Genomic DNA, 12,845 nt, shown 5'->3' on the forward strand with positions numbered 1-12,845 from the left:
TTTTTATACTTATATATCGGCCTGCTTTTATTTCAGTATAAAGCTGGCAGGAGCATATCTGTTCAATGGAAAAGTGAGTTTGCTATTGGAAACGGAAAGTTGTTTTCCTTTTACTTCACCACGAAGATTTACCGGCGTGGCTTTAGTATAAGCTGATCCTTTGGGCAAAGTGACGGTAACATTTCCCGAAAGGCCTCCCTGCTCCCACAGCCGCAAAACAGTTCCGTTTCCATCGGGATTTTCGCCAAAAGCAGTTACCAGCACACTACCACGTGAAATAGCCAAGCCATCCTTTTTCCCCGCCAATTTCCCTGCTTCTCCTTCAGCAATTCCTGTCAACAATGGCAAACGGGCTTCCCATGAGTTTTGAACCAGGTTTGGTACCGTTGAGGTCTGCTTATCAACTGCCCATATACGAACTTTTTCACTCCATGTACCCTCTTGCCATAATGGAAAATTGGTATTCCACATGTTATTGTAAACATTGACAAATACCGATGGTATTTTAGGTTCATGATCTAAAGAAAACTTCCATAAACCTGGTTCTCCCAGGCTAATCAATGGAGAATCCATTGGAGATAGCGCAACCCCAGATTTATCTGATGCAGTAATTGAAACACCGGAATTTACGGCCATCAAATATTTGTTGGTTCCCTGAATAATGTCTGTGGCAGGATTTACCGGGCCACCCAAACGACCAACTGTAAAGGTAGGCTGCTTAACCGCGAATGGGAAACAAAGCCAGCCTCCTTCTGGCTGTTTATCAGGTGTTTTACCATCAACAAACCATTCTACATCTACGTAAGCCGAATTACGTGGAAAAGTAAATGTTAAGGTATAATGTTTAGCAAAACCTTTAGGATCAACAGCAGTTAAAGTTGCAACATCTTCAATATCTGAATGAGACACAGAAATTTTCCAATCATTTGGTGTAAAAGTTAAATAGGGCGCTTTTTCAGCATTGATCATTCCAGGTTTACCGAGATCATTTAAGCCCCAACCGTCTTTTACCCTGCTGTAGGCATTAAACCATTGATCTACTTCCTTTGTACTGAAGCGTTCATGCAGAAACTGACCGATGGCATATTTTGATGATTGATCAACTAATTCTCGGCCTGTCTTTTTTTCTATCAATGAAGCTATCCCACCCCTGTTTAAGTCGAAAATAATCTTAAAATAAGGTGTACTAAACGAAGATTGCGTATCACTTGTAAGGGTTAATTCTTTTAAATCATTTTGAGCATAAGAAACATAACCAGAGGCTTCTATTTCTTTAACATAAAAAGATTTGCCCTTTTCCCATGGGTTTTCAATGATCGCTGATCTTTTCCAGGGTAAGGGATTATAAACGACTAAACGTTTTCCAGCTACATTTACCGACTTTGCAAGCAGATTAAGGTGAGCTTTTAATTCATCCCCTACAATTTTGTTTGTATTCAGGATATACTCACGTTTTTTGTCGTACGAATTCAACCATTTTCTTTTACTTCCTAGTTTTGTATTTCTCGAATCGCTATTTTTTAGTTTCGAATAATCGCCATTTTCGGGAATAGGTTCTGCTTCAGCTTCTGCCAACCATTTTTTCCAATCATCACCATAACTGTAACGCGGGCCATACTCTGCATTCATACCCCATGTATGTTCGGCATACAACAGGCTTTGTTCGTAAGATTTTGCAAGTTTTCCGGAAATAGATCCACTTGCTATACCCCAAATTCCCATTTGTGTATGTAGTCCATCGAGCACTGATTCTAATGGACGTATATTTCGTGCAATCTTTGTTTCCTGCGGATTTGAAAGTAATCCCTGAATCCAGGTATCTGGCGTATCGCCTTTAACCGTAGGCAGCTTGGGGTTTTCAGCCAAAACTGCTTTTGCAAAATCGTCAAGGGTTCCGAAATGGATTCTCACTCCCGGCATCTCCTTTTTTGCATAGGTTAACAATTTATCAATTTCTTTCTCAGAGGGTGGCCCGTGGTTATCTCCGGTCATTTGCATGGCCAGATAATTCCTGCTTGGCCAATTTTTGGTGGGTTTAATATCAGAACCGTACAAAGCCGTGTAGTTACACAATATCTTCGAGCCATCGGCACCTTCCCACCAGAAAAGCTCAGGAAATCTTGGGTACTGGCTTGCCGGATTACAGCCTAATTGCAAGAATTTTATGCCTGCATGATTCAGTAAAGTAGGCAATACCCAGGAATGGCTTGGCACATCAGTCATTTTCGCGCTGATGGTTAGTGGAAGTCCGTAAGTTCTGTTAATTTGTGATGAATAACCAAGTCCGCGGACCAGATCTTCATAATCCAATGATTCGGTATGGGTGGTAAATGGAAGTCCGTGTACCACAATTGTCCCATCTTTGATCGCTTTTCCTATCCTTGCTTTACGATCAGCATCTTGCAAAGGGCCCAATATCTGAGCCTGTAATGGCCAGCCAGGAACCGTCCATGCAAATTGCTTTTCTTTGGGCTGGGTTGTGTTTTTTTCTATTACACCTAAAGCTTTATCCATCATCTCTTCCCGGTAACGTTTAAAAACATTTTCGGGCAGATCAGTGAAGCCTAAATCAAAGTGGGTTTTAAATACCACCCACACATCCGTTACCTTCGAAATTTCCTGATTATTTTTCTTCTGATCTTGAGCAACTGCGATTGTTGTGAATAACATCACAACAAAAAGCATCTGTATTTTTTGTTTCATAAAAGCTTAACTGTTATATCAAACACATTTTATAATTTAAGAACATGCCCTTCTTATTTACAATATCTCTCTTTCAGTAACTGCATCATATACAAATTGATATCCCACTGATTGGCTACTGGCATATTGGTTGTGGGTAAATGCACCATATATGGAGCAGGACCAAATTCAGTGGTAATTGTTAACACCTCCTGTTTACCATCCTGATATGCTTTTACAATGGCATCCCACCAGTTCAAATGAACATTCAATTCGGTTGTAAACTCTGGCAAGCGCGGATCTATTACCTGTGCACTCTGCGAATGGCCTACTCTTGAATGGAGATGCTCTACCTGTTTACATGCCAGTGCAAGCGCCTCCTGCTGATCTTCCAATAAACTTTCGGCTACATTACACCAATGAGAAAAATCGGCTGTTATTTTTAAATCCGGAAGTCTTTTTAAAAAATCATGTGTTACATGTGCTGCAAACAATGCTTTGTTACGGTGCGTTTCATGGCAAATCGTAATTCCGGTTTCCTGGGTAATTGCATTGGCAATAGCAAACAGTTCGGCATTCTGCTCAAAACTGAAATAATCTTTCCCCGTTTGTGTATTTATTTTTACTGGTTTTACCGAAGCATAAAAGCGTAAATATTTTGTATAACTCGCTTTATGTGCTTCAAAATCCTTTTCGAAAGATTGGTAATATTGCGCAATCAAAAACAGACTATGTTTTTTCAGTGCAGTTATCATTATACTTTGCTCATCTGAATTTTCAGAAACAGGAGCCTCAACACCATCGTATCCTGCCGCTTTTACCTTTCGGCAAAACTCATCCCAATTGATATTTTCGGAACCCCAGCGTGGGTAATAGAATTGTACTTTCATGATCTATTTTATTTCTGAATTCCAGGCTTTTTCAATTTCTTCCAGGCTTTTGCCTTTGGTTTCAAACAATTTCTTCTTGGCATACAAAAAGGAAAGGATACAGAAGAAAGAGAAGATAAAAAAGGTGGTTGCGATACCCAACCCATCTCTCATAATGGGGAATAACATGTTTACAACCCAATCTGAAACCCACATGGTCATAATACACATCGACAAAGCTGTTCCTCTGATGTGGGTGGGGAATATTTCTGTGGAGATGACAAATTTTAATGGCCCTAGCGAGAATGCAAAGAATAGTAGAAACAGAATAATACTAAATAACATGAACCACCCGGTGATATTCATTAAAAAGCAAACCCCTGTTAAAGCCAAAGCCCCTGCTGCACACAATGAGCCGATGATATATAAGGGTCTGCGTCCCCAGGTATCTACTTTTGAAATGGCGATAAATGTAAAAAGCACATTGGCCGATCCCAAAATTACCTGATAAAATAAGGCATCGCTGGTAACAATACCTGCTGATTTTAAAATGGTAGGACCATAAAAAATCACCCCGTTAATTCCGCTGAACTGCGATAAGGCTGTAAGAATGGTTGCCAGTGCCAACAGTTTACTTAAGGGCAAACGCATCAATTCTTTATAACCGCCAGATTTTTGACTGGCCATTTCTTTAATGGAATCGAGTTCTAAACGACCTGTTTCGCTTCCGTTTATTTTAATTAGGGTGTTTAAAGCCTCTTCATTTCTGCCGTATTGTACCAGCCAGCGCGGGCTTTCGGGCACGATTAACAACAACAAACAAAATGCTGCTGCCGGAATAACCCCAACGATAAACATTCCGCGCCAAACGTTTTCAACAAATAACCAGTGCAGCACGCCCTCGCCGGCACCTGCATTGGCTGTGGCGTAACGTTGCAAAAATAAATTACTGATGTAAGCCGCTAAAATTCCTATGGTAATGGCCAGCTGATAAAAAACGACTAAACGACCTCTTTTTTGCGAAGGTGCTACTTCAGAAATATAAAGTGGAGATACATTAGAGGCCACACCAACTCCCATACCGGCCAAAACGCGGAAGAAAATTAATACAGGATAGGCTTCTGAAAATGCGAAACCAATGGCACTGATTAAAAATAATATGGCGGAGACAAACAATACCTTTCTTCTCCCAACTTTATCGCTGAGGTAACCCGAAAAGGATACTCCGACAATACAGCCCAGCAAAGCGCATGACACAAACAGTCCCTCCTGTGCGGATGACAATCCATACTGCGACTTTAAAGGCTCGATAATACCGCTGACGACGGCCATATCAAAACCGAATAAAAAACCTCCTAATGCTGCAATAAGCGTTATCAGGAAGATAAAATAATTTGTTTCTTGTTTTCTCATAATGTTTGGTTATTTGGCTGTTTTTATTTAGTTATTTGGTTAGGTTCAACAACAATCTTCTTTTACATAGGCAACTACCAAAAAGGCTTTTTGCGTTCCTGAGTACCGAACAGTATATTCTGTTACTGCTGCAGGTATTACAAATGTTTCAGCATAACTGAACTGACTGGTTTTATCACCGACAATCACCGCTATCGATTCACCTTCAACCAGCATGCAGATGTGGCATTGTCCATTTGTGGCAATAACTGTTTCTCCAACAAACTCATATCGGTCTACCGCGTAAAAATGCTCCTTATGTGTTGAAAGTGATACTTTCCTTCCTCCATTCCATTCGGTTGATACCTGTTGTTTAGAAATTAGCTCTTGCGGAACGTAATCGCCCTTTCGATCGAAATAAAGATTCTTAAAAGCGTGTTCTATATTAATGGGTCTAGGTTTACCGTTTAAGCCCAATCGCAACCAATCGTACATTTTGAAAGTGAAAATGTATGGCGTACTGCTGATCTCCAGCACCATATTATTCTTTCCAGATGCATGGACCGTTCCATTTGGAATGAGAAACAGATCGTGTTTTTGTGCATTAAATTTCTGCACGTATTTTTCGGCATCCATTTTAATGCCCTGGTTTTGTGCATCCAGTAAAGCAGTTTTAAACTCTTCAGGATTAATATCTTCCTGAAAACCCAGATAAACTTCGGCGTCGGGTTCACAATCGAGAATGTAATAGGTTTCATCCTGTGTAAAATTTTCACCAAAATTCTCTTTGATATAGGCCGTACGCGGATGGCATTGAATCGAAAGATTTCCGCCATCATAGGTATCTAGAAAATCAAAACGGATCGGGAATTCAGTTCCAAACCTTGGGGCTGCTTTTCCTAAAAGTTTCGTATTATTATAAAACAACAGAAAATCGAATGAGACTTCGAGTAGATAGTGATTACCTTCGATAACAATTCCATTTTCGGGAGTGATCAGTTCAAAAGACCAGGCGTAGTTTATTTCTTCCTGATTAAGTCCTTTGATATGCTTTTTCATCCAGTTCCCGCCCCAAATGCCCGCTTCAAACCAAGGCCTTGCGCGAAGCGGCTGTTCGAGCATTTTGTGCAAAGTATTCCTAAAATCATCACCATGCATCCATGTAATTTCAGTCGTGCGCTGTTCATCAACAATTATATCCATTTTGGAAAGCAACTGCTGTTTATGTTTGTTCAACACAGGCCAATCCACAAAATATGCCCGTTTATACATCTGGGTATTATCAGCGCGATCTGTACAGCCGATATTTTTCGCCACACCGGCCCTCATCCTATATTGAATTTCATTTTTGGGCAGGTCTACATATAACAATGGCCCTTTCCAATTGGCCAGTCCGGCGCCCGTTCCATAGAGAATGCACAGATCAACAGATGGATCGGGCTGTAACATCTTCAATTTTTGCACATCAAAAAAATCAGACAGACCGCCCTGGTATTTATCTCCAAAAACCGGATCGGCACCATTTAAATTGGCACTCACCATCGCTTCGATCTCCTGAGTAGGTTTGAGGCAAGAATTGATATCGTACCAGAATACTTTTCTGTTTTTCGAAAGCAAACATGCATGTAACTGTGTCCTGAAATCCTCCCATAAAACGCCTTCAAAACCATCAATGATGATCGTTTTCTCCTGATCTATTTTATCGGCCAGCGTATCAAAACCAGCGTAAACCTGAGCGTCTGAATGAAATGATGGAAAAACATTATAACCCGGACCGTTAGCTACAATAGCACTTAAGGGTAAAACGGGTTGACTTGTTTCTCTTTTTAATTTCTGATCAGTATCCATGTAAATATTTGTTTTTTTGCCCGCAATAACCGCGGCTCCCCTTAAGATGCATTCTTCGGTATCACCGCAGAAAGTAATTTTTATTGTTTTATTCAGGTGTTTTAAGCTTTCTTTCAGTGGCGTAACAAACAGTGAACTGGCTTTTGCAATGTTGCCGCCAATAACCAGTTCATCACATCCGAACCGCGCTAACCAGGTCTGTAAAAAAGCGCCGAGGTTGGTGCCGAATCGCTCGAAAATAGAACGTGAAAGATCTGTGTTCATTAATGCTATATCTTTTACAGATGCTGCCTGTTTACCACATAATGTTTTGTATTCATTTAAAAACCAGCGCACCGAAAAATAATCATCGGCTTTGGCATCGAGAAAAGGCTCATCGTAAAAAGCGCCCGAAACCGGTAATGAGGGATCGCTAGTAAGCAAGGCTCCATTTTCCATAAAGGCAGAGCCAAAACCAGTTCCCAGTGTTAAAAAAACTGTCTTTTTACTATTCAGTTGGTAGCGGTTATAGGTCCCCTCAGCAAAACAATGTGCATCGTTTGAAAAAACAAACGGCGTATTGCTTAGGCCGGTAAAATCTGCCAGGGCCTGCTGCAAATGAATTCCGAATGTCTGTTCAAATTTTCCACCTACACCTGCTATGGTACTAACACCTTTCTCATAATCAAAAGGTCCGGGAAAAGCAATTCCAACAGCATCGGGCGTAATTCCTTCTTCCAGCACTTCTCTAATCCCATTACCAATAGTGGCTACAATATTAAAACCTGTATCCAAAGCATCGAGATCCTTTCTTACCAGCCGCAAAGATGCCAGCAATGGGTTATTTACATCTATCGCACTTACCGTGACGTGACTTCCTCCTACGTCGATCCCAATTTTTTTATTGTTTGCCATTTTACACCGAACGCTTAATCTCAATACTATAAGTAAACCAATCGTTGCGGTAATAGCAGATATTGTACTCTATGGGTTTTCTGCCTGCATCGAGCACCAATCTTTTTCTTTCCAACACAGGTAACCCTTTTTTTATTCCAAGCAAACCGGCTATTTCTTCTGTAGCTGCTATCGCTTTTATTTCTTCCTGTGAGTACATTGGAACAATATTGTGGTCCATATCCAGCAAATCGTATAAAGGCTTTTTAAAGTCTTCATCTTTAGAAAGCCCGATACGGGGATGAAAATATGATTCGAAACAGACCATGGGACCATCATCAATACTGCGGATACGTTTAAGGCAGATTACATCGGTATCGACCTCTATCTGCAGATATTTTGATACTTCTTCGCTAGCCTTTTTTTTCTGCACATCGAGTACGAGATTTTTAAAAATCAATCCCATATCTTCCATTTCATGCGTAAAACTCATCCAGTTGGTGAGGTTAGTGGTTATTTTTCCTTGCGTAACCCTTGTTCCAACTCTCTTTTTCCGCTCCAGTAAACCTTCGTTTACCAGATTATTAATGGCCTGCCGAAGTGTATTTCTCGATATTCCCCATCGCATGGCCAAATCCGTTTCTTTTGGAAATAGTTCTCCATTAGCAAACTCAGGAAGCTGAATTAATTTTCTCAATTGCTCCTCTGCCTGAAAATGCAGGGGTATTTTACTATCATGATCCAACTGAGATATTTTGTTCATATGTTCATACATATTACAAAATTATAATATTTCACCATATTTCAATAAAAAAAATTAAACTACTTAAAATATTTTTTTCATTGGCTTTGAATATGATAAGCAAGCCTTATGGCACATTAATGGAATAGAAAGAAGCTCCTTCAGGAAAATCTTTACGAAGCTTCTATCCTGAATACTTTATAACCTGAGTTCGATTATTAAATTGTAAAAATAACTATCAGACAAGGTTTATTCCTAATCTTATCGTCATGCTGAACTTGTTTCAGCATCTTTTTTGGCAGGAAAGACCCTGAAATAAATTCAGGGTGACGACCGACTTAACAGAAAACTTGATTAAAACGTTACAAAGTGAGATTTAATAATCGAACTCAGGTTTATAATACCTGTAATTGTATCACTTCGTTTATTTTAGTCTTGAACGAGATCTTATCCCCTTGCAAGCGCTCCGATTTTTTTCCGTTTCTGATCACGAGTACTTTCCTGTTTGGCCATGGGTTGACCAATACACAGGTTTTCCCTTTTTCACTAACGATGTTAACATTGGAAATGGTTTCATTTTTGCGATTAGCAGAAACCAGAAAAGCGCCCCACGTCCTGATATTCTCGAAACTCGCATTCTGGCCTTTTGGTAAACCATTGAATAAACGGATTACATTGCCTGCACTCATGCAAAGCATTTCGTTAAGCGCATTGGCCACGGTACAGCTGTTTTCAATCCCGTGTGGATTATTTAACTGGAAACCGTTGGGATAAGTATGCTGCGCATATTTGTGCAATTCATTTAAAACAACAACAGGATCGTATCCGATCCGGATTGCCGCCATAAAAAAACTACTGCTGGTATTCATATCCTGCCAGCGTTTCATCTCATCAATGGTATTGTTGGCAACAGTTAGCATTTCAGGGTTGCTATCCAGATTAATCGCATTTGAGGGATAAATATGCTGTATACCCAAGCCGTTGTCAGGCCACCAGTCTACTCCCTGCTCTGTATAACGGAATACTTTTTTGCCGTTGCGCAACTGTGTAGGGAAGTCGCTCAGCCGTGCTAAAATATCCTTCCATTTTTCATGCCTGCCTGCGTCTATTTTTAATGAAGTACTTAAATCCATAATCAGCTCAAACGCATTTCGAACGAGTCCTAACGACAAAATCGGGTTTTTATCATGTCCTGATCCTTCATGGATGGCATCGCCATAAATAACATACCTGCCATTTTCAAGTTTCAGGTAATCCTCCCAAAAATCTACAATGGCTAGTGCATATGGATATATTTTTTTACCGTATTTTTCATCATAGGTGCAGCGCCATTGTTGTGCCATGTTAAGCAGTCCATAGGCCGCGTTTGAACGTTGACCAAAAAACAGTCCGCCTTGCTCAATATCTCCATGCTGCAGGTAACCTTTTGAAGGAAAATCTTTGGTAACTTCAATGCCCAGTGGTCCGATACCGACGGGAAACAAAATCCCGCGGGCGTTACTGATATTTTTTGCATACCATTTCCCTCTGGCTATAAAATCAATAAGCGGTGCATCATGCGGCTCGCCCTGCGCCAAACGGTTGGCTGAATACAGTGCATAAAAAGGAGCCTGAAAATTATAATTTAAATGATAATCGCCGTTCCATCTAGGTTTATCTGTGGTGGTGAAACCGAATATCCCTGGCGGGAATGTCAGGTCCCGGCTGCAGGCAGCCATGGTATACAAACCCTGATGATAAGCTTTCATCAATACAGTATCTTCAACGGTGATATTTGATTTTTCCCAATAGCGCTCCCACCATGTATTGTGTTTATCCCATACCGATTTAACCGAGTTTTCATCCAGTTTAGTTATCCTGTTCAGAACATCACCTAAAGGGTGCTGTTTTTTAAATCTGCTTTCAATAGCAAGTGCTACTATTATTTTCTGTCCTGGCTGCAAGAGGATAATACTATCCCTGTGATTGATTGTTTTTAAGGCCACAGACACTTCGGTCTTAATATCAACGCTATCTTTAAATGAGCGTGTAAGCCAATAAACATTGTTGGTTTCGCCTGTTTTCAGTTTTGCTTGAGGGTTTTCAGGAGCATTCAGGCGAACAGATACCTTAGCTGGTTCTTCAGATGTACTTAATTCTATAAAGATCAGATTTTCGGTTGCCGATACCCACGACCGTGCTGTTAAGCTTTGCTTGTCTTTTTTTAACAAACAGGAAGTAACGCCGTTTTTGAGCGACTGTCCTGCTGAAAAGTTATCATCCGTAAAACCTTCGGTTTTAATATCCAGAAAACCAATCACACGTGGCCCTGAAAGTCCATCGCCTTTTGATTTTAAACGCCAGAAATCGTTCTTTGAAAGGTAATACCTTAAACGGCCCTCTTTAAAACCAACGCTCATCGTTACATCACCGTTACCCATTAGCGGTGCATCGATTGAAACATCACTAGGTGTACGGCCAGGTGGTTTTGTCCAAATGTTCTGAGACCACGCGCTCAGGGAGCATATTATTAATAAAAAAACAGGGCTTAATACCTTCATTATTCAATTTATTTACCCAAAGCTACTGTTATTTGGTCATTGCTTTTCATCATCATTCCAGACTGGACACCCTGCATTCACTAACTTACTATTTGATAATGAGAATTGTTTTGGGGCAAGAGGAAAGTTTGAGGTAAATATGCTTTTCAGTTAAATGACTTACAATCTCTACATTCAGGAGAATTGCAGACATACCGCTTTCATCTAATACCAGTTGTCCTTCTGTTAAGGATTCAAATTCGTCGATCGACAAATCCCTATTGATCCTTATTCCCGAAGACATAACATTTTCTTCTATTTTCTCGTCGGGCTTATATATATATCTTGCTCTTTTCATCATTAGGGGGTTAAGTAAAGGAAGAAGTAGACGTTCCCTGAAGTTCGGTAAGCTTATTTATCAGTTAACAAAATGTAAGCAGGACGTATTCATCCTGCCGCATTTGCCAAAACGGCCACCGGGATGGTTTATTTATTTTTCCTTAAAGTTGCTACAAAGAACCAGTACTGAAGATAAACCAACTCTTAAAACCTCCGGCTTTTATCTCTGACCAGAGCTAACTCATATTGTGGTAAACCCATATACATAGCACCCAGCGCTTCTAAATATATTTTCAACAATTTTCCCATAAGTTATTCATTTGAATTTCAATTTCAATGGTCTTTTCTCCGATGGCTAAACCTCAGAAGAATAACCTGGTGCAACTACCTTTAATTTGATTATTTGTGATGTTTTTTTTGCATTTGCTTATTTTCGTGAATAAATTAGGTTATATTTATATAGACCAAACGCCCTCGGTCAACCAAAAAACAACTAACCAGCATGCAGTATATTTATGAGAACTTCACCTTTCCACCCGATCAATCCTTTACGGTACGTTCGGAAATACTGGAAATAAAAAAATATGCCTCATTAAAATCACATGTTAATTTTGAAATCGCCCTGATTGAAAATTGCTGTGGAAAACGTTTTGTAGGCGACAATATTGAAGACTTTAGTGGAACAGAACTCGTTCTTTTGGGAAGTTATCTGCCACATTGCTGGCAATATTATAGTACCATTAATCCTAATGCTGAACCCAAGGTGATTGTTTTGCATTTTTTCCCTGATTTTCTGGGAAAGGAGCTATTAACCAAGCCCGAGGCAGCCGGTTTGAACGAACTTTTCAAAAATGCGGCAAAAGGCATTTTATTTACCGGAGCAACGATTGGGAGAGTCAAAACAATCCTGAACCAAATGTTATCTGAAACAGGCCTTTACCGTGCGGGCTTAATGCTGCAGCTTTTAGATGTGCTTGCTGGATCTGACTCCTATAAAACACTCTCTTCGCCTTCATTTAGTATTGTCGAAACTTCGAACGAGGCAAACAAAATTAACCGTGTATTCGATTATATATTTAAAAATTTTAAACAAGACATATCATTGAACGATGTGGCCGATATTGTACCCATGTCTACAGGTGCCTTCTGCAGGTTCTTTAAACAAAAAACCAACCGCACCCTAGTAGAGTTTATTAAAGAAATAAGGGTTGGGCACGCAGCCAAATTGTTAATGGAAGGCAATTATAATGTAACGGAAACCTGTTATCAAAGTGGTTATAATAACATTTCCAATTTCAACAAACATTTTAAGGATGTAAAAGGCTTATCGCCAAGGGAATTTATCAAACAGTATAAAATCAGCGCTTAATTTATTAACCTGAACTCAATTAATAACATGCCCTTTAAATACTTCTGTAGATATTTTCAACTCACTGCCGTCACCCTGACCTGTAGCGCAGCGGAAAGCTACGCAGTAAACCGAGCCTTAAGCGAGCTCACCCAAGGTAATTTATTTCAGGGTCTATCTAGCAGGAAGGATGAGGTTGTATCATAAATATAGATTTGTCATCCTGAGCTTGT

Annotated in this window: 8 protein-coding genes; 1 reads left to right on the top strand and 7 read right to left on the bottom strand. The window is 40.0% G+C overall.

Translation table 11 applies throughout. The annotated features are described in order from the left end of the window. Window positions 1-27 precede the first annotated feature (27 nt). The 7 genes from AC1DNH_RS08905 to AC1DNH_RS08935 all read right to left on the bottom strand — a co-directional run bounded on the left by AC1DNH_RS08905 (window position 28) and on the right by AC1DNH_RS08935 (window position 11,283). Window positions 28-2,703, bottom strand: a complete 2,676-nt coding sequence (locus AC1DNH_RS08905) for a glycoside hydrolase family 38 N-terminal domain-containing protein (protein ID WP_477580821.1) — start codon at window positions 2,701-2,703, stop codon at window positions 28-30. A gap of 53 nt (window positions 2,704-2,756) precedes the next feature. Then, complete coding sequence (locus AC1DNH_RS08910) at window positions 2,757-3,572, bottom strand: sugar phosphate isomerase/epimerase family protein (protein ID WP_477580819.1); 816 nt, start codon at window positions 3,570-3,572, stop codon at window positions 2,757-2,759. A 3-nt stretch (window positions 3,573-3,575) separates the two neighbouring features. Next, window positions 3,576-4,964 (bottom strand): sugar porter family MFS transporter, encoded by a 1,389-nt coding sequence (locus AC1DNH_RS08915; protein ID WP_477580817.1) that lies wholly within the window; start codon window positions 4,962-4,964, stop codon window positions 3,576-3,578. Between the two features lie 45 nt (window positions 4,965-5,009). Then, window positions 5,010-7,685: an ROK family protein gene (locus tag AC1DNH_RS08920; protein WP_477610215.1), complete on the bottom strand. Its 2,676-nt coding sequence runs from the start codon at window positions 7,683-7,685 to the stop codon at window positions 5,010-5,012. A gap of 1 nt (window position 7,686) precedes the next feature. Beyond that, window positions 7,687-8,427: a GntR family transcriptional regulator gene (locus tag AC1DNH_RS08925; protein ID WP_477610217.1), complete on the bottom strand. Its 741-nt coding sequence runs from the start codon at window positions 8,425-8,427 to the stop codon at window positions 7,687-7,689. Window positions 8,428-8,801: 374 nt separating this feature from the next. Continuing rightward, window positions 8,802-10,946 carry a glycosyl hydrolase family 95 catalytic domain-containing protein gene (locus AC1DNH_RS08930; protein ID WP_477625319.1) on the bottom strand — a complete coding sequence of 715 codons (2,145 nt, stop codon included), beginning with the start codon at window positions 10,944-10,946 and terminating at the stop codon, window positions 8,802-8,804. Window positions 10,947-11,034: 88 nt separating this feature from the next. Beyond that, a complete protein-coding gene (locus AC1DNH_RS08935) occupies window positions 11,035-11,283 on the bottom strand; it encodes a hypothetical protein (protein WP_477582661.1) in 249 nt (82 codons plus the stop codon). Window positions 11,284-11,766: 483 nt separating this feature from the next. Between AC1DNH_RS08935 and AC1DNH_RS08940 the strand changes: the two genes are divergently transcribed. Further along, complete coding sequence (locus tag AC1DNH_RS08940) at window positions 11,767-12,633, top strand: AraC family transcriptional regulator (protein ID WP_477582663.1); 867 nt, start codon at window positions 11,767-11,769, stop codon at window positions 12,631-12,633. Window positions 12,634-12,845 lie beyond the last annotated feature (212 nt).

Source organism: Pedobacter sp. 01N310, assembly GCF_056399805.1.

Excerpts from the sequence above, each read along its gene's own strand:
- AC1DNH_RS08935 (WP_477582661.1), bottom strand. The coding sequence starts at position 11,283 with ATGAAAAGAGCAAGATATATATATAAGCCCGACGAGAAAATAGAAGAA.
- AC1DNH_RS08940 (WP_477582663.1), top strand. The coding sequence starts at position 11,767 with ATGCAGTATATTTATGAGAACTTCACCTTTCCACCCGATCAATCCTTT.
- AC1DNH_RS08920 (WP_477610215.1), bottom strand. The coding sequence starts at position 7,685 with ATGGCAAACAATAAAAAAATTGGGATCGACGTAGGAGGAAGTCACGTC.
- AC1DNH_RS08905 (WP_477580821.1), bottom strand. The coding sequence starts at position 2,703 with ATGAAACAAAAAATACAGATGCTTTTTGTTGTGATGTTATTCACAACA.
- AC1DNH_RS08930 (WP_477625319.1), bottom strand. The coding sequence starts at position 10,946 with ATGAAGGTATTAAGCCCTGTTTTTTTATTAATAATATGCTCCCTGAGC.
- AC1DNH_RS08910 (WP_477580819.1), bottom strand. The coding sequence starts at position 3,572 with ATGAAAGTACAATTCTATTACCCACGCTGGGGTTCCGAAAATATCAAT.
- AC1DNH_RS08925 (WP_477610217.1), bottom strand. The coding sequence starts at position 8,427 with ATGAACAAAATATCTCAGTTGGATCATGATAGTAAAATACCCCTGCAT.
- AC1DNH_RS08915 (WP_477580817.1), bottom strand. The coding sequence starts at position 4,964 with ATGAGAAAACAAGAAACAAATTATTTTATCTTCCTGATAACGCTTATT.